General features: G+C 62.1%; 16 protein-coding genes. 9 read left to right on the top strand and 7 right to left on the bottom strand.

Going from position 1 to position 16,959, the window contains the following annotated elements; all coding sequences use genetic code 11:
* Positions 1-3: 3 nt before the first annotated feature.
* Positions 4-2,220 (top strand): DUF5682 family protein, encoded by a 2,217-nt coding sequence (locus FHT19_RS15175; RefSeq protein ID WP_169475761.1) that lies wholly within the window; start codon positions 4-6, stop codon positions 2,218-2,220.
* Positions 2,217-3,392 (top strand): VWA domain-containing protein, encoded by a 1,176-nt coding sequence (locus FHT19_RS15180; RefSeq protein ID WP_169475762.1) that lies wholly within the window; start codon positions 2,217-2,219, stop codon positions 3,390-3,392. Before FHT19_RS15175 ends, FHT19_RS15180 begins: the two co-directional genes overlap by 4 nt.
* Positions 3,393-3,782: 390 nt before the next feature.
* Here FHT19_RS15180 and FHT19_RS15185 read toward each other — a convergent pair whose 3' ends face one another.
* The 4 genes from FHT19_RS15185 to FHT19_RS15200 form a co-directional block, all read right to left on the bottom strand.
* A complete protein-coding gene (locus FHT19_RS15185; protein WP_169475763.1) occupies positions 3,783-4,682 on the bottom strand; it encodes an HNH endonuclease in 900 nt (299 codons plus the stop codon).
* Positions 4,683-5,091: 409 nt separating this feature from the next.
* Positions 5,092-6,024 carry a nucleotidyl transferase AbiEii/AbiGii toxin family protein gene (locus FHT19_RS15190; protein ID WP_169475764.1) on the bottom strand — a complete coding sequence of 311 codons (933 nt, stop codon included), beginning with the start codon at positions 6,022-6,024 and terminating at the stop codon, positions 5,092-5,094.
* Positions 6,017-6,943 (bottom strand): hypothetical protein, encoded by a 927-nt coding sequence (locus tag FHT19_RS15195; RefSeq protein ID WP_169475765.1) that lies wholly within the window; start codon positions 6,941-6,943, stop codon positions 6,017-6,019. Before FHT19_RS15195 ends, FHT19_RS15190 begins: the two co-directional genes overlap by 8 nt.
* 597 nt (positions 6,944-7,540) lie before the next feature.
* On the bottom strand, positions 7,541-8,410 hold the full coding sequence (locus FHT19_RS15200) for an MBL fold metallo-hydrolase (RefSeq protein ID WP_169475766.1): 870 nt from the start codon (positions 8,408-8,410) through the stop codon (positions 7,541-7,543).
* Positions 8,411-8,481: 71 nt separating this feature from the next.
* On the opposite strand from FHT19_RS15200, the gene FHT19_RS15205 reads away from it, so the two are divergent.
* Genes FHT19_RS15205 through FHT19_RS15215 form a run of 3 tightly spaced genes read left to right on the top strand, consistent with a single transcriptional unit; the run spans position 8,482 to position 10,106 of the window.
* A complete protein-coding gene (locus FHT19_RS15205) occupies positions 8,482-8,796 on the top strand; it encodes a metalloregulator ArsR/SmtB family transcription factor (RefSeq protein WP_169475767.1) in 315 nt (104 codons plus the stop codon).
* Between the two features lie 4 nt (positions 8,797-8,800).
* Positions 8,801-9,319, top strand: a complete 519-nt coding sequence (locus FHT19_RS15210; RefSeq protein ID WP_169475768.1) for a rhodanese family protein — start codon at positions 8,801-8,803, stop codon at positions 9,317-9,319.
* Positions 9,320-9,326: 7 nt separating this feature from the next.
* The gene (locus FHT19_RS15215; protein ID WP_169475769.1) at positions 9,327-10,106 is read left to right on the top strand and encodes a sulfite exporter TauE/SafE family protein; all 780 of its coding nucleotides are present in this window, start codon (positions 9,327-9,329) and stop codon (positions 10,104-10,106) included.
* A gap of 255 nt (positions 10,107-10,361) precedes the next feature.
* Here the strand turns inward: FHT19_RS15215 and FHT19_RS15220 are convergent, their stop codons facing one another.
* Positions 10,362-11,078: a DUF6118 family protein gene (locus FHT19_RS15220; RefSeq protein WP_169475770.1), complete on the bottom strand. Its 717-nt coding sequence runs from the start codon at positions 11,076-11,078 to the stop codon at positions 10,362-10,364.
* On the bottom strand, positions 11,075-14,059 hold the full coding sequence (gene traA / locus FHT19_RS15225; RefSeq protein WP_169475771.1) for a Ti-type conjugative transfer relaxase TraA: 2,985 nt from the start codon (positions 14,057-14,059) through the stop codon (positions 11,075-11,077). Before traA ends, FHT19_RS15220 begins: the two co-directional genes overlap by 4 nt.
* Positions 14,060-14,241: 182 nt before the next feature.
* On the opposite strand from traA, the gene FHT19_RS15230 reads away from it, so the two are divergent.
* From FHT19_RS15230 to FHT19_RS15245, 4 genes are all read left to right on the top strand, one after another.
* On the top strand, positions 14,242-14,574 hold the full coding sequence (locus FHT19_RS15230) for a conjugal transfer protein TraD (RefSeq protein WP_169475772.1): 333 nt from the start codon (positions 14,242-14,244) through the stop codon (positions 14,572-14,574).
* Between the two features lie 16 nt (positions 14,575-14,590).
* Positions 14,591-14,806 (top strand): conjugal transfer protein TraD, encoded by a 216-nt coding sequence (locus FHT19_RS15235; protein ID WP_169475773.1) that lies wholly within the window; start codon positions 14,591-14,593, stop codon positions 14,804-14,806.
* A gap of 76 nt (positions 14,807-14,882) precedes the next feature.
* Positions 14,883-15,050: a DUF6771 family protein gene (locus FHT19_RS15240; RefSeq protein ID WP_169475774.1), complete on the top strand. Its 168-nt coding sequence runs from the start codon at positions 14,883-14,885 to the stop codon at positions 15,048-15,050.
* A gap of 81 nt (positions 15,051-15,131) precedes the next feature.
* Positions 15,132-15,773 (top strand): GNAT family N-acetyltransferase, encoded by a 642-nt coding sequence (locus tag FHT19_RS15245; protein ID WP_169475775.1) that lies wholly within the window; start codon positions 15,132-15,134, stop codon positions 15,771-15,773.
* Positions 15,774-15,792: 19 nt separating this feature from the next.
* On the opposite strand, the gene FHT19_RS15250 is transcribed toward FHT19_RS15245, so the two are convergent.
* Positions 15,793-16,938, bottom strand: coding sequence for a hypothetical protein (locus FHT19_RS15250; RefSeq protein WP_169475776.1), 1,146 nt, complete (start codon positions 16,936-16,938; stop codon positions 15,793-15,795).
* Positions 16,939-16,959 lie beyond the last annotated feature (21 nt).

The raw sequence follows: 16,959 nt of genomic DNA on the forward strand, positions 1-16,959 counted from the left end.
CCTGTGGTCGCGCCGGTCTCCTATTTCGGTATCCGCCACCATGGCCCAGGCTCGGCCCGGCGGCTGGTTGAGGCGCTGGATGATCTACGCCCCTGCGCGGTGCTGATCGAGGGGCCGGCCGACGCCACGCACCTGCTTTCGATGCTGGCCGATCCGGCGCTGGAAACACCGGTCGCGCTGCTGACCTATGCGCAGGACGATCCCTCCCGCGCGAGCTTCTTCCCTTTCGCCGAATATTCGCCCGAGTTCCAGGCGGCCCGCTGGTCGCTGGCCCATGGCGCCGATTTGCTCTTTATCGACCTCCCCGCCGCCGACCGTCTGGCCGAGGAGGACAATGCCGCACCAGAGATACCGCCCAACCCTATCGCCCAAGATCCAATCGGCTCGCTGGCACAGGCTGCTGGCTATGATGATGGCGAATCATGGTGGGCCGATGTCATCGAGCAGAACCCTTCTCCCGGCCCGGTCTTTGCCGCAGTTGCCGATGCCATGACTGCGCTGCGACGCGAATCCGGCCCGCTCCCGGCCTACGAGGCTGCGCGCGAGGCGCATATGCGGATCGAGATCGCCCGCGTCGCCAAGGACAGCCCCGGTCCGGTGGCGGTGGTTTGCGGCGCCTGGCATGTGCCTGCTCTGGCAGAAAAGCACAGTCTTGCCGCCGACCGCGCTCTGCTCAAGGGCCGCGCCAAGGTGAAGATCAAAGCCACGTGGGCGCCTTGGACCACGCCGCGTCTTGCCTATGCCAGTGGCTATGGTGCTGGTGTGGCAGCGCCTGGCTGGTGCGCGCATGTGTGGCACAGCGGCGGGGCGGCGGATAGCAATGCGGTCTGGCTCGCCAAGATCGCCCATACCTTGCGCGAGAGGGGGCATTTCGTTTCGACCGCCGCCTTGATCGAAGCGCAGCGGCTTGGCACTGCGCTGGCCGCAATGCGCGGCCGGCCCACGCCGGGGTTCGAGGAAATGCGCGAGGCCACGATTGCCTGCCTTTGCCATGGCGAACGTGCGGTGTGGGACGACATTGCCGCTCAGTTGCTGGTCGGTTCGGGCGTTGGCGTGATCCCCAGTGGCACCCCGCTTGCCCCATTGCTCGAAGATCTTGCTCGGCAGCAAAAGGCGACGCGGCTCAAGCCCGAGGCGCTCGAACGCGCTCTGACGCTCGACTTGCGCAGCGAAAGCGGCCTTGCCCGATCCGCCTTGCTCCACCGCCTGACGGCGCTGGGCATTCCCTGGGGGCGACTGACCGACGCCGGGCGTAGCCGCGGGACGTTTCGCGAGAACTGGCTTTTGCGCTGGGAGCCCGAATATGCGGTGCGGCTGGTCGAGAACCTTGTCCATGGCTCGACCATCGCCGAGGCGGCCGCCAATTGCCTGCTCGAAACCATGCGTGGCGAGGGCAATCTGGGCATGCTCGCGCGGCTGGTTCGCGACGCGATGATTGCCGATCTGCCACGCGCCACGGATGCAGGCATCGCCCTGATGGAAGAAAAGGCAGCGCTGACTAGCGATTGCCCGGGCATGCTGGTCGCGCTGCCACCCATGGCCGATGTCCTGCGCTATGGCGAGGCGCGCGCGGGCACGGTTGAACATCTGGCCGCGCTGATGCCGCGCATCGTGGTGCAGGCATCGCTGGCGCTGGCCTATGCCGCGCGCAATCTGGACGCCGAGGCGGCCGCGGCGCTGCGCGAGGCGATCCTTGCCGCCGATGGAGCTATCACACTGGCGGAGCTTGGCGGCGATATTGCGGAAAGCTGGTATACCGCGCTGGCGGCCGTCATTGCCGATCAGCAGGCGACAAGGCTGGTGTCCGGCGCTGCCGCAAGACTGCTTTTTGAAGCGGATCGGCTTCCCGCCGACGAGGCTGCCACCTTGCTTTCGCGGATGCTCTCTCCCGGCACGCCAGTGGCCGAGGCGGCGGGCTTCTTTGAAGGTTTCTTTGACGGCATGGGCCAGCGACTGATCCACGATGACCCGCTGCGTGATGCTGTCGATGCCTGGATCAGCGCGCTGGAGGAAGAAGCATTTGTGGCGAGCCTGCCGCTGTTGCGCCGCGTCTTCTCGCGGCTCGACAAGGCAGAGCGGCGGCGGCTGGCCGATGCCGCGCTGGGGCGTGACGATGTCGGAGGTGGGCGCCTCTATCGCCTGCTGCCTGCTGCCGCCACGCTTTGGCCCGCGCACGAGGCACGCGTTCTTGCTCTCTTGCAGGCGGGAGCACCCGCATGAGCCAAGACGAACGTATCCGCCGCTGGACTCTGGCCTTGGGCGTCGAGGAAAGCGAGAGCGAGCGATCGGCCCTCTCGGCATCCGACCTGCGCATGGCGCAGGCGCTTTCCGCGCTTTATGGCGATGGGGAGGATGGCGGGAAGAAAGGCAGCGGAGGCCTCGGTGCATCGGCCCCACGCGTTGCCCGCTGGCTGGGCGACATTCGCGAGTTCTTCCCCACGCCGGTGGTTCAGGTCATCCAGAAAGACGCCTTCGAGCGCAAGGGCCTGCGCCAGATGCTGCTCGAACCGGAATTCCTCGCCACCGTGGAGGCCGATGTCAGCCTTGTCGCCGATCTCGTCGCGCTGCGCTCGGTGATGCCGGAAAAGACCAAGGAAACCGCGCGCATTGTCATTGCCAAAGTCGTGGCGGAATTGATGGAGCGGCTGGAACGGCGCACGGGTGATGCGATCCGCGGCGCGCTTGATCGGTCGCGCCGCACCAATCGCCCGCGCTTTGCCGATATTGACTGGCCGCGCACGATCCGCGCCAATCTGCGGCATTATCAAGCCGAGCATGGCACAATCGTCCCCGAAAGGCTGGTCGGCTTTCTGCGCCAGCAGCGCCGTATTGCCGACCTTGATGAAGTCGTGCTCTGTGTCGACCAGTCGGGCTCAATGGCGACGTCGGTGGTCTATGCCTCGATCTTTGCTGCAGTCATGGCGTCGCTCCCTGTGGTGGCGACCAAGCTCGTCTGCTTCGATACCGCTATCGTCGATCTGACTGAAGAACTGGCTGACCCGGTAGAAGTGCTGTTCGGCGTCCAACTGGGCGGGGGCACCGATATCAACCGCGCGGTGGCCTATTGCGAAGAGCGCATCGAGCGTCCGGCCAAGTCGCATCTCGTTTTGATTACCGACCTTTATGAAGGCGGCGATGCGGAGGCCTTGCTCGACCGGCTGGCGCGCCTGGTGCTTTCGGGCGTCAATGTCATCGTGCTGTTGGCACTCACCGACAGCGGACGCCCTTCCTATGATCCCGCGCTATCCGCAAAAGTTGCCGCGCTGGACATTCCGGTCTTCGCCTGCACCCCCGATGAGTTCCCCGATCTCATGGGCACCGCGCTGCGCCGCGAGGATATCCATAGCTGGGCGGCCGATCGGGATATCAGGCTGATCAGGCCTGACGGATAGGGCATGCCCGGATCGACCGGCATTCACGAACCCGAGCCATGGCATGAGGCGAGACTTCCCGAGCCGGATGGCCTGAAAAATGCCGCAGATTTCAGCGGCTTGTAAAGCTGTTAGGGATGTCCTGAGACCGAGAACTGGAGGTAGCGGGAATCCAATTGATAAACTAACAATTTGATATGATTTCAGTATGTTGTGTGATTCGAAAATCGGTCCATCACGCGTGCCCCTGTCAAGAAAAATGTGACGCGGTTCGGTTCTCACGAGCGGAATCCAATCCCCGATTCGGCCGAGTCGCAGATCATGTTCTCGCGTCTCATTCCGGCGCCGATTGGCACCGGAGGAGGGGAACAAATTCGGTGCGACAACCGCCCAGAAAATGCAGCAGCAGCTTCAGAGCTTGAAGCGGTGCTCTCGGTGCCACCTGAGAAATTGCGGATGCGGGCGATCAGCTTCGCGCTGCGGCAGCAAGATTCGGCCCGTGGCATTGATGACCGATCGGATGCTGTCAGGATCATTTGCTTGCCGCGAAATCATGATGCGCATGTCGTCGTCCAGTCCAATCAGACCTCGGTCGAACATCCAATGTGCGGTGCCGGAAAGGGCCAAGCCATTGCTCACAATGTCAGGCCCACTAGCTTCCACGGGGCGGATGTGAGCGGCCTCAACTTCGGCCCGCCCGCCACCGTTGATGAGCTTTAGCCCGGTGACGGCACAGCGTTCATCATAGGCTCGCAACACAATTCGGCGAAACACGCGATCGCGCACTACGCGGGAAACGATAGCGGAAACGCGTTCCCTAGCCTCATCGAACACAAAGGGGGCTGACTCTTCACGAACAATTTGTTCGTCGATTAGCAAATCTGTCCGTGGCAGCAGCGGCTTCTCATCGGCCAGTCCGGCGGCCACGATACGATTGAAGTCGCTGGAAGACAGGCCTCGAACGGCTGCTTGAGCTCGCCCGGAAATGGCTCCAACCTCGTTGAGCAGGCCGCGTTCGATAGGCCCATCTTCATCAGAAAATGGAACAGGGCTTGCGAAATCCAGATAGCTGCCGGGCGCGATCAGAGCAAGGTACATGCCGGACGTTGTCGGGTCGGCGATGATCCGCTCGACTTTGGCCACTGCGTAGTAGCCTCGCGTGCCTGTAACCTTTCTCGGCTCGTAGTAAATAATCCAGTCGCCGACGCAGGCTCGGGCGCGTTCCAGATACTGTTTCGGAAACTGGTATCGCTCGGCCGGGGTGTCGTCGTAGATCGAATCAGACCGATGGATGAACACGCCGAATGCCATGACAGAAAGATAGCCCGAAAGCAGCCTGTCGAAAAAGATTAAAGTTCGCGGCTTAAGGCTGGGTAGTACGACGTCGTAGCCTTATTGGCTGCCGATCGAATTGTGTTGTCCGGGTGTGAGCCGCCAACAGCGGGCGAGCATCAGTCAGGGAATTGCCGCCGCGATTGCGGACATTCAACGCCTCTTGTCACCTCATCAATAGCTTCCTTCCGTTCATCGCATACGAGAAGCCCTCCAACAAATCCGGTACGTTTCAATGTCGGGACTTTTGCGTCAAAAGCGTAGGAGACCAGCCTCCACTAGCGGTATTTCATAAACTCGCCACTAACTGTCGTCGCGTCGAACGCAGTGCGAAAGGCTTGGTAGAAGGCGGTCAGCTTCGCGGAGCGATCACGGGAGAACTGATCGGTCATAGTGGCGAGATAAGAACTTGATCCGGCTTTGGCGACCAGGGAAGTGAGCGATAGAACGCATCGACAATTGCGAAGCATTCCTCAAAATCAGGCAAGGCGCCGATTTCGATCTCAAGGGTCGCCCATTCTTTAAAGGCACGATCACGCACCTCGGGCCTGGCCAATGATTCCGGCTCGGGTGTTGGGCAATTCATGGTGCGCGCGGCGCATTTTTCGTAAAGAAGCTTGAGAAGGCGTGCCTTTTCGCTTTCATCGAACTCGAAGCGCTTGAGCAAGGAGGCGATGTCGTAGAAATCCTGCCTACGGCCCCGATTGCGCTTCTCCTGCTGAAGGAGTGCGCGGATTTTTTCGGTAATGAGGTCGTGAAGCGAGTAAGCTCCAATTGCGGCGCCGTCGCCAAATGTGACAATCTGGATCGCGCCGACCGGCTCCTTGAAGGAGATATCGACCTCAAGGATCTGTGATGATTTGCCCTCCTCGAAATGACGCTCCTGAGGCGATCCGCGCAGGGCATAGCCAATTTTGACCTTCAGAGCTGGGCCGGTTGACTCGGCAAATTTTGCACGAGACGGCAGATAGCGGCATGACTGGACCGCACATCGCAGGTCTGGATAACCCAGGCGCGCTGCTGCGCGGGGGAATGCAGCGTTCAACTCATCCCTGAGTGCATCGGCGATCGCTGGTTCGGGCTCGCTGATTGCGGTAAAATCGATGTCGCCAGTTTGGCGGGGGCTACCATAAACCACCCCCATCAGGATCCCGCCCTTGAGAAATATCTCGCGGGAGAAGCGTGGTGTCATGGCTAAGGCCGCCAGGAACACTTCGGTTGCCTGGCGCTCGACATAGGCCACCGGATCGGCCTTGGCCCGGTCGATCCAATCCTCGATATTGACCTGGATCGTCTTTTCGACCGGCACGGCGTCAGGCATTTAGCGAAAGCATCCATTTTTCGGAGAAAATCGGAGAAAATGGCTTGCCTGGGTCCAGCACGCGGCTTGATCCGCGCTGGGCATAGGCAAGCCATTCTTGAACACGGAGATCGTCGATTCCTAGAACACCTTCCAGAATATAGCCTGCCCGGACCTTGAGGATAGGCTTTTCAGAACTCCCAACAACCTCGATGATTTCATCGAGGAAATTTCCGGCATGTTCCCGCCAGACATCCATGACATGGAGCATTCCGCCGCAAAGATCAGGGCTATCGATCATCTCAAGGAAGGTTTGCCCGATCGTTGCGATGCGAACGAAGCTTCCTCGGACATTCATGAAATTACGGTAGAATTTCGTGGCGACGAGGGAGAGGCGGCGGTCGCGAACGATATCTGGATGGGTGACGGCCTTTAGGCGTTCAACGTCATGGTCCAGATCGAAAAAGACGTCACCGAAATCCGCTTCCATTTTGCTGTCGAGCATCTCCCGGCGCAATTTCGGGGTGGGCTGCGTCATGAGGAGTGCTTCGGGTCTGCGGTTGGTCAGGCCATATCGCTGCATGGCCGATAAGTGGCTGACGTAACAAAATGGGTCGATGCTGCAGACCAGTTCCTCTGGAGAGAGGTCGGGCTTTGAGACAATGCGCCATTGGCTAGCATAATCGATATCCGGGCGAATATGGCCATGCACACGCAAAATCTCGCGAGTACGCCGGAAGCTTACGCGCGTCGGCAGCCTATCCCGAAGGTAAGGTACGTTCCCGCGTTGGTAGAGGGCTACGACGATGCGGAATAACTCATAGTTGCTGAGGACTGGCTTGTCCTGCTGATCGAGCTCGGCGAGCAGCGCTTGGGCCAGTTTGGTCACGCGAAGGCTATGACGCAAAGGCGTTGAAATCTGCTGCTCGGTCTCGATCATATGATCCAGCGATATAACCCTTGTCCTTAGGACAAGGGTTATATCGCTGGAGGTAATCTTGTCAAGATTCTTTGAGCAGCTGCCGCAAGGGCAATTTGACAGCTTTGCATCTATGCACTACCCTTTCCATCCTTAGGATGGAAAGGGTAGTGCATAGCCTGCAGATTGCCTTCAACATGCTTCTTTGATCTATCATCCAAGCCGGCATTGGCCTCGAAAATCGCTAATGACCGGCTTCTTACGTCTTCCCGAAAAGACCATCTCCGGCGTGCGGGCTCCATCGCAAATGTCAAACCTGGAGAGATAAAGGCAGCGGCGCATATTACTTGGAATGACCATCAAACGAGATTTCCGTTTCCACAATGGTGGCCGAGTCCCTTCGCTTTGGCGATTGCCGCCCTCACACTGGTCGTTCCGCGACGCAGTCTGGGGCGTCGGAACCCGTCTTTCGTTCACCATCGCAGTAGAGCGCTTCAATGACGAGGGCTGGGACATTGCCCCCATTCCGAGATTTGCGTCAAAAGGACAGCTTGCAGCCGAACACCGGGCGTTTCGAGCGATGGCGTAGGGGAAGAAACGGGCATGACGCCCCAACCCTCAATCCTCTTTCCACTTCACCGGGATGCGGAGGTAGGTGACGCCGTTAGCCTCCGCTTGTTCAAAGTAGCCCGCGCGGATGTTGACCTGGATTGAAGGAAGCAGGAGCTTGGGCACAGATAGTCCGGCATCGCGCTGTTCGCGCATGGCGACGAATTCATCCTCGCTGACGCCGTCATGCACGTGGACGCTCGACCGTCGCTGCTCGCCAACCGTCGTCTCCCAGCGATAGTCGTCGCGCCCCGGTGCCTTGTAGTCGTGGCACAGGAACAGCCGCGTCGCATCCGGTAGCGCCAGCAAGCGGCGGATCGAACGGTAGAGCGTGCGGGCGTCACCACCGGGAAAATCAGCACGGGCGGTGCCGTAATCAGGCATGAACAGCGTATCTCCGACCAATGCCGCATCACCGATCACATAGGCAACATCGGCCGGAGTGTGGCCGGGGACGTGCAGTACCTCGACTTCTAGCTCGCCGATCAAGAAGCGATCACCATCGTCAAACAGGCGGTCGAAGTCCGATCCGTCCGTCCGCAGGTCGTCCATCGCGAACACGGGACGAAAGATCTTCTGCACGTCGCGGATATGTGCGCCAATCCCAGTCCATGCGCCGGTACGCGCCTTGATATAAGGGGCCGCCGACAGATGATCGGCGTGCGCATGCGTTTCCAGCACCATCGCAATATGCCAGTCATGGTCACGGGCGAAGGCCACGATGCGCTTGGCCGATCGCGTATCGGCAACCCCGCTCGCCATATCGAAGTCAAGGACCGGATCGATCACCGCCGCCGTCCGCGAGCCGGGATCGCCGACGAGGTAGCTGATCGTGTTCGTCGGCTCGTCGAAGAATGCCTGGATGAAGGGGTGGGTCATGATGTCCTCCGTTAGCCCTTGCTAATATATTAGAACATGCTACATAAGCAAGACCTAATGGAGTGACAATCATGCTCAAACCGCCGATGGACCTGGCGACATTCGAAGCGAAGGCCGGACAGGTTGCCGATACGCTGAAGGCGATTGGCAATGCACGCCGGCTGATGCTGCTGTGCAAGCTGGTTGAGCATGGCGAGGTGACGGTCGGCGATCTGGCACGCGATGTCGGCCTGTCTCAGTCGGCCTGCTCACAACACCTCGCAAAGATGCGCGATGAAGGTCTCGTCACCTACCGGCGGGAGAGCCAGACGCTCTGGTACGCCATTGCGGATGCGCGTGTCGAAACGCTGCTTGGCACCCTGTACCAGCTCTACTGCAAGGATTGATGCGATGACGCTTGCAACTCTTTCCCCCGCCGACACTCGCGCCGCGATCGATGCCGGCGCGTGGTTGATCGACATTCGCGGGGCCGATGAACATGCGCGTGAGCGCATTCCCGGCGCGATAAATGTGCCGCTCGACCGGATCGACGATCTGCCGGGTGACGGCCGCCCGGTCGTGTTCCACTGCAAATCGGGGATGCGCACCGCTGCCAATGCCGCGCAGCTTGGTGCGGCAGCGGGTAGTGCACCGGCCTACATCCTCGGAGGCGGTATCGTAGGGTGGCGACAGGCGGGGCAGCCCGTTGTCGCCGATCGATCACAACCGTTGGAAATCATGCGACAGGTACAGATCACCGCCGGTGCGCTTGTGCTGGCCGGCGTCCTGCTCGGCATGTTCGTCGCTCCCGGCTTCTTCGGGCTGTCGGCGTTCGTGGGGGCGGGGCTGATGGTCGCGGGTGTCACGGGATGGTGCGGCATGGCAAACCTGCTGCGCGTCATGCCCTGGAACCGGCGCGCGGCGGCCTGAGGCAATCATGCCTGCCGCCACTATTCTTGCGACCCTCTTATCGGGCGGCGTCATCGGCCTGATACTTGGCCTCGTCGGTGGGGGTGGGTCGATCCTCGCCGTGCCGCTTCTGATCTATGTCGTCGGCATCGGATCCCCGCACGCTGCGATTGGGACAGCCGCAGTCGCCGTCACGGTCAACGCACTGGCCAGCTTGATCGGCCATGCGCGCGCGGGCCGCGTGAAGTGGCGTTGTGCTAGCGTTTTCGCGGCGTCGGGCATGATCGGCGCCGCGCTTGGGGCCGAATTGGGCAAGACCTTTGACGGCAAGCGGCTGCTTGTCCTGTTCGGGCTGCTGATGATTGGTGTGGGGCTGTCCATGCTGCGCACGCGTCGCACGGCGGAATCCCCCGATGTGCGGTTGACCCGGCAAAGCGCCGTGACGCTGCTGCCGCGTCTGGTTCCTATCGGGCTAGGCGTCGGACTTGCAGCAGGCTTTTTCGGAATCGGCGGTGGCTTCCTGATCGTACCCGGACTGGTCGTGGCGACCGCGATGCCGCTGCCGTTCGCGATCGGCACGTCGCTCGTTGTTGTCAGTGCGCTGGGGTTCACCACCGCCACGTCCTATGCCCTGTCAGGGATGGTCGACTGGCGCGTGACGGCGTTGCTGGTCATGGGAGGTGTCGTTGGGGTGGTTGTTGGCATAGCGCTGGGCAAGGTTCTTGGCACCCGCAAGGGGCTCCTCGAACTCGGTTTCGCCGCCGTGGTTATCGCGATTGGGGGTTATATCACTGCATCATCAATCTGAGCTGAATACCTTCCTACAAACGAGGCTGATGCGGGGCAGCTGAATTGCGCTATGTTGATGGAAAGGCGGTGTTGGAGCGCTTGCTGTCTGACAGTTTCTGTCTGATCTGGACATTCGCACCGCTTCAGGCGAACGGCAGTATCTGGTCGTCTGCTGCCCTCATTGCCGCCCTTGGAACGGCAGCTTTCCGGCCTTCGCATGTCGTGATCTGCCCTTCCGGTTCGTCCTCAATCCCGGACGAAATCGGTCCTGTGCCTACCTTTGCGGATCGTCTACCGAGATTGAGCAGGTCACGCCCTTTCCGACCTCCGCGACACGCCGCTGGCAATCATCCAACGCTTTGGCGTTGCTCGCCCAAACGCTGGCGGCTTCCCGCAACGCCCGCCACCGCTGCGGATCATAAACTTGAAGCATCCGCTCCCCAGCTGCCCAGCCATCACGCTGGAGAAGGCTGGCCGCACGCTCCTCTGGCCAGTGCCAGCTTTCCGGCGCGGCTTGGTCGACGCAGTCCGGAACAACCCAACCCAGCATGAAGCCGGCGACCACACCGGTGGCTGCCGCGATACCCAGCCAGCGCAGTTGCTGAAGCCCCCTCAGGATGGATTGCACGATGTTGTTGATCGTGAGGACGGTGCGATCCAGGTCAATCCGCGCTGCGCCGAAGTGCTGTCGTTCAACCTCACTGGCTTTGGCCGTCGCGTGATGGATCTGGCCGGCAATGGCCTCCGGCGTCAGTTGCAGCGCGGGCCTGCTGGCCAGCGTCTTGATCGCGTGGTTTGCTGCGTCCTGGCGCGCATGGATACGGGCCAGGTCTTCGGTGTAGTCCCGGCTGTGCAGTTCCTGCTGCCGCGCCGCAAAGCCTTCGACGGCAGCAATGAGAACGGCCAGCTTGTGCGTCATCGCCTCGAACGCGAGTTCCGGGCGGTCGAGGTCGGCCTGGGGGCTTGAGCGATGGGCGGCAGCCTCAGTCACAGGCCCAGCCCCCGGTCACGCCCGCGCTCGAGCGATTGGGTCAGTTGCTGGGCGATGGACCTGGTCCGAGCGGCCTCGCTGATGTCATGGCCACTGACGCTCGGCGACCATTCCCGCGACCACTGTTTGCCGATCAGCTGGTTGCCGCGCTTGCTGAGTGCACTGCCCAGCTCGTGGTCCTTCTCCAGCCCCTTGGCCATGGCGCGCATCTGGCCTTCCACCTGCTGGCGTACCTCGCGGTTGTTGGAGCCGCTGAGACTGCCACGCTTGGCCTGCAACTGCTGCCAGGACTGAACGAAGCGATCGGCGCGCAGTTCGGGATTAGCGCGGATCTCGGCTTCGAGCTGCATGGCGCGGATGGCGGTAGTGGTGCGGCCGGTGGCGGCCTCAGCCATGAGGCCGGGATTGCGCTGGAACGCGGTGTCGAGATCGCGCGCACTGCCGCCAGGCAGCGCGTCGAGCGCCTGGGCCGCACGGGCCTGCGCGGTCTTCTGGTATTCGAGTGCAGGGAGCTGCTGTCTGGTCATGCGGTCGATCTCCGCCGTGGCGCGGGCATAGCGCTCGACCGCCTGGTCGAGGCTGGGCCTGGTTCCGATGTGCTGCTGCGCCGCGGCCAATGTTGGCTTGGTGTTGTCGCGCTGTGCCTGCTGGTCTTGGGTCGGCGGCCTGGCAAAGCTGGGCACGCTGAGCCGCAACCCAGCAAAGCGCCCCTGCTTGCGTTCGGGTTGTTCTGCACTGGTTGCTGACTGTAGTGTCGGCTCGGCTTTGTGCGCTCGTTGTTCCTGCTCCTGGCCGGCGTAATCACGCGCCATGTCCTTGGACCGGTCGCGCGACATGCGCTGGGCCAGGCGCTCGCGGTCGGTGAAGTCAGCCTTGGCGTAATGCAGCTCGACATGATCACGATGCCGTGACAGCGCGACATAAGCGCCATGGCGATCGAGCCCTGGCGTCGCCAGAACATGGACCCGGTCAAGCGTAGCCCCTTGTGACTTGTGCACCGTGGCGGCGTAGCCATGGGTGAGGTCGGCATAGTCCTTGTGGTCGAACGCCACGGTGCGGCCATCGTCGAGCCGCACCGCCATGCCGGTGCGATCAACCCGCTCGATGGTGCCCAACATGCCATTCTTCACACCCAGTTCGCGTTCGTTGCGCAGGAACATGATGCGGTCCTGGTCGGCAAACAAGCGGGTGCCGCGGTTGGTCTCGACCGCAACATCGGTACCCAGTGTGCCATGATCGCGCAGGCGATCCCGGGCCTGCGCATTCAGTTCATCGCATTCTGCATTGGTGTGGGTGAGAATAAGCCGGCTGGCCTCGGGATGGGCCTGCCGATCGGCATCCCAGCGCTTGATCAAGGCATCGCGTGCCGATTCGCGGGTGGGCGATTCGACCACCAGACCAGCGGCATGATAGGCTTCGATCGCTTCGCCAGTGCGGCCGGTGGCCAAGTGCCGCGTCGCATTGCGCTGCCATTCCTCGGCCTGCCGGCGCACTTCGGTAATCTCGACGGCGCCATGCCGCTCGGCCATGCTGCGGAAGGCAGCGCCCGCTTCGATCGCCTGGAGCTGCTGCGGATCGCCGACCAGCACGACCTTGGCGCCTTGCTCCTCCGCTTCGCTGATCACGCGTTCCATTTGGCGCGTGCCGATCATGCCGGCTTCGTCGATCACGAGGATGGAATTGGGTCTCAGGGTCTCGCGTCCCTGCGCCCACTGGTGCTCGAGACTGGCTATGGTGCGCGAGGCAATGCCCGAGCCGTTTTCCAGGTTCTCGGCAGCGATGCCGGACAGGGCAATGCCGCGCACGTCAAAGCCGGCTTTCTCCCAGGCTTCGCGGGCCACGCCGAGCATCGCGCTCTTGCCAGTGCCGGCATAGCCGATGACGCTGGCGAGACCCCCACGTCCAGTGACATACTCGAGCGCATGGTGCTGCTCGACCGACAGCATCAGGCCACGCGCTTCGGCGCGGTCCAGCGCGGCGGCAATATGGCGGTCAGGAACGGCATGATGCCACTGTGCGTCGAGCCTGGCCGTGGCCTTCTCCAGCCGCTGTTCGGTCTCGAGCATGGCGCGCGAAGTGAAGCGCTCCTCGCCGCGCCCGTCAGGACCCAAGCGCACCAGATCGGGCGAGGACCGCACCGCCGCCAGCACGGCGTCGAACTGGTCCTTCCCGTCGCTGTGCCGATGCACGAAGGTGGCGAGATCGCGGCTGGTGAACGTAGCCTGCTGGTGGGTGATGGCATCGAGCGCGATGCCGGGGTTTTCGAGGATCTTCTCGCCATTGCTTCTGGCAATGGCAAAATGCTCTTCCAGCCGCTCGCGGACCAGGCCTTCCTGGGCCATGCGTGCGGCGGCTGGACCGATCTTGTTCTGAGGCTCGAGATCGATGCCTTGGGCCTCCAAGCTGCGGTGATCGATCCGCGCGTCGATATCGAGCTGGGCCAGCCGGCCATTGACGTGCTCGGCCCAAGCTTCGCGCCAGTGGGTCAGCAGCTCGGTCTTGTTCCACTCTCGCACCTTGGCGCCGAACCCATCTTCTCCAACTTCGCGCATCCCCAGCATGACATGGGCATGGGGCTTGGCAAGGCCGTCGGGTCCGACATCCCAGTGCACATTGAGATCGGCGACCATGCCGCGATCGACGAATTCCTTTTGCACAAAGTCTCGCGCCAGCGCGATGCCATCGGCCTGGGTCATCTCACGCGGAATGGCGAACTCGATCTCGCGGGCAAGCTGGGCGTCCTTGCGCACTTCGACCGCTTCGACGTCGTTCCACAACTTCGCCCGGTCGAGCCATTCTTCTGGCGCGCCATCGGGCAACATCACTTCGCTGTGCACGACGCCGGTCTTGTTGGAGAAATCATGGTGCCGATCGAGCCGCGCATCATAGAGCCGATCGGCCGAGCGATAGGCAGCGGCGGCCACGGCGCTCGAGCCGGCACCGCGCGAAATGACTTTGGCCGAGAAGTGGTAGATCGCCATGGCGATCGTCTAGTTACGCCCAAAAGCGCACGTCGGCACGACGTATAAGCGCGCCCTCAAAAGATTTCATCATTCTCGGGACGGCAGAATCCCATGAGGTTTCAAGCAATTGGCATTGATCGTCAAGGCCGATAACTGGAAGACCTCACGGCGCAATCGAACGCCGTCACAGGACACCAGACATGCGCAAACCCCGTAACTATGACGAGGACCTTAAGGCGCTTACCGCCAAGGCCAAGCAACTCAAGGCACGCAAGCAGAGCCACCTCGGCGAACTGGTCGAAGCGACCGGCGCCGATGCGCTGACCATCGAGGAACTAGCCGGCGCGCTGCTGTCGATTGCCGCCATCACCGATCCAACGCGACGGGAGGGATGGCGCAAACGCGGCGCTGCGTTCTTTTCTGGCGAGCGGACCGAACAGGCTTCTGGCCAGCGCACTGGCGACAACGCGCAGTCAGCAGCGCCGCACGACCAGCGCGCGCCATCGACTGGCCCTGCAACAGGCACGGCATGACACAAGAGCCTGGCAGGTGAAGCGTCGCGAGCGCACGCGGCAGTTGATCGAATTGGGCGGGCTGGTTGCCAAGGCTGGCCTCGTCGAACTGACCGATGATGATCGCGCGGTCATTCTTGGCCTCCTGGTCGAGGCGGCGGCGAAACTGCGGACCGACGACACCGGCAACCAACTCACGCTGTGGCGGCGGCGTGGACAGCGAGCATTTGCCGATGCCGACGACACAGACTGAGCAGCCGGCAACATCGCTTCCACCGTCCATCGCCAGCGCATTGCCCCGCGCCAGCCGCGTCGCCATAGGGTCAGCTATGGACGACAAGACCAAGACCCGCATTCTCGGCGTGATTGAACGTGCACCGCAGTGGCTTCGCAACGATCTGGCCGCCAAGGATCCGGCCGCACGCGCGCGTGCGGAAGAGTCGCTGGCCGCGATGCTTGTCGATGCACTCGATGAGGGCAACAAGGCAGCCAGTTGACAGCCGGCGGCAATACCAAGCGGACTGGCAGACCTTCACGGTATGGCCATCCCTAAAGGCACAATTCGGTGTGCGAGGCACATGATGAACAACGAAGGCCTTGATCCGCACCTGCTGTATGCTTGGCTCACCGCGCGATCGCTGGCGCGCGGGCTACCCATGCCAATCGCCGAGCATGGCGGCTTCCGCGTCGATACCGGATCGGAAACCGAAACGGTCCGCTGGGTGTTTCCGTGCATCAGCGATGGGCTCAGGGATCTTGCCCGCACGATCCATCAGTCACGCCAGTTCGTGAAGGTCTGTGAAACGTCGGAGGCCTTGCGTGCCGCGATGCCAGCACACTGGACTATCCATGCGCCAAGTCATGTGATGCGAGCTAATGGCATGATGCCGCGCAGGCAACTCGCGGATGGATACTCCATCGCGGTCGAGCAATCTGGCCCCGTGACGTCGGTCCGCATTGTCACAGACACCGGCATCTTGGCAGCCAGCGGCTACGGGGCCGAGACAGATGGTGTCTTCGTCTACGACCGCATCGTGACCGAGCCAGAGCATCGTCGCAAAGGCTTGGGTCATGTCCTCATGCAGACCTTGCACGAGGCTATGCGCGATCTCGACAGTTTCGAACTGCTGGTCGCCACCGACGATGGTCGGGCACTCTACGAAACGCTCGGCTGGCGGAAGATCACGTCCTACGCCAGCGCTTCGATTATAATGACGTGAGCCCCAGAGGCGGTGTGCCTTAGCCTGGCCAGTCCGCATCGAGACCGAAGGTCGCGGCGTCGAACCGGCCTTCAGTCTTCACGAACTCGCCATCGCCAGGGTTGAGCTGGTCGATCGGTAGCGGAATGTTCGGTAGGGGGCGGTGGGCCCAAGGATTGTGAACGATACGCGCGCCGCGGCCCCAGGGACGCCACGCGCTGAGATGATCGAAAGCGAGAACAGCGCTCACGCCGCGCTTTCTCGCCCGGCGGCCATCATGCAGCACACCGTTATTGCCCCGCCCGGCCTCCAGCGTGCCTTCGTCATCAGGCGAGGTGCGGCGCAGGATGCCAACCGTCGATCCGAGCAGTGCGTCGAGCAGGTCGCGCTCGCCCGCGGCATCTCCTGCAGCGTTGAACGCGATCACATAGGGCACAGGCAATGCGCCATAGCGATTCGCCTTCTTGAGAAGCGAACCACGAAGGTCATCGCCCGGGACAGCCATCCTGATGCCATAGGATGTCGCGCCGATGCTACGATCGCCCTCGGCATAGGCTTTCTTGCGTTTCACCATCGCCGAGAAAATGAGCTTCAGGCTATGCTGGCTATGGATCAGTGGCTTCGCACGTTTGGCGGCGGCTTCGTCCTCCGGAAGCTGCGCGATCCACCGTGCGAGTACGCGGCGCAGCGCCTTCAGGCTGATCGGCTGGGTCGGAACACCCTGGACCTTCACGGCAATGAAATGAACCGGGCTCGGCACCTCAGCAGCGGCATCAAGCGCGGTGGTCAGCCTGCGCTGCGCACCGGCCGCGTCCATCGACTCGCCATTCGTCATCACGCATTCGACGATGAATTCAGTGCCATCAGGGGCGCGCACGAGAAAATCGGGGCTGGTGCTTTTTCCCTCGATGACCGGCTCGACCTCGACGATCGTGTGGCCTGACCGGATCAGCAGCTCATGCACCAGCAACTCGAACAGAGCGGCGCCATGCGTCGTGTCAATCGACCGCAGACGCTTCACCAGATCACCCCGGTGATCCGCCGGATAACGCGACAGGCAATCATTAAGAAACGCGCGGACCGCCGCCGCTTCGGGCCGTGCCGACTGGTTCAGGTAGCTGTAGTTGGTGTCTTCGGCGCGCGGCGTCCGGTGCTCGGTTCGAGGGATGTCGTCAAACAGGTCCATTGGGCTCACTTACGCTGGAAG

It is taken from the genome of Novosphingobium sp. SG919 (assembly GCF_012932495.1).
GTDB classification, from domain to species: Bacteria; Pseudomonadota; Alphaproteobacteria; order Sphingomonadales; family Sphingomonadaceae; genus Novosphingobium; species Novosphingobium rhizosphaerae.

Coding starts and splice junctions, on each gene's coding strand:
- FHT19_RS15205 (WP_169475767.1), top strand. CDS start 8,482: ATGCTCAAACCGCCGATGGACCTGGCGACATTCGAAGCGAAGGCCGGA.
- FHT19_RS15180 (WP_169475762.1), top strand. CDS start 2,217: ATGAGCCAAGACGAACGTATCCGCCGCTGGACTCTGGCCTTGGGCGTC.
- FHT19_RS15230 (WP_169475772.1), top strand. CDS start 14,242: ATGCGCAAACCCCGTAACTATGACGAGGACCTTAAGGCGCTTACCGCC.
- FHT19_RS15195 (WP_169475765.1), bottom strand. CDS start 6,943: ATGATCGAGACCGAGCAGCAGATTTCAACGCCTTTGCGTCATAGCCTT.
- FHT19_RS15240 (WP_169475774.1), top strand. CDS start 14,883: ATGGACGACAAGACCAAGACCCGCATTCTCGGCGTGATTGAACGTGCA.
- FHT19_RS15190 (WP_169475764.1), bottom strand. CDS start 6,024: ATGCCTGACGCCGTGCCGGTCGAAAAGACGATCCAGGTCAATATCGAG.
- FHT19_RS15210 (WP_169475768.1), top strand. CDS start 8,801: ATGACGCTTGCAACTCTTTCCCCCGCCGACACTCGCGCCGCGATCGAT.
- FHT19_RS15185 (WP_169475763.1), bottom strand. CDS start 4,682: ATGGCATTCGGCGTGTTCATCCATCGGTCTGATTCGATCTACGACGAC.
- traA (WP_169475771.1), bottom strand. CDS start 14,059: ATGGCGATCTACCACTTCTCGGCCAAAGTCATTTCGCGCGGTGCCGGC.
- FHT19_RS15215 (WP_169475769.1), top strand. CDS start 9,327: ATGCCTGCCGCCACTATTCTTGCGACCCTCTTATCGGGCGGCGTCATC.
- FHT19_RS15245 (WP_169475775.1), top strand. CDS start 15,132: ATGATGAACAACGAAGGCCTTGATCCGCACCTGCTGTATGCTTGGCTC.
- FHT19_RS15200 (WP_169475766.1), bottom strand. CDS start 8,410: ATGACCCACCCCTTCATCCAGGCATTCTTCGACGAGCCGACGAACACG.
- FHT19_RS15250 (WP_169475776.1), bottom strand. CDS start 16,938: ATGGACCTGTTTGACGACATCCCTCGAACCGAGCACCGGACGCCGCGC.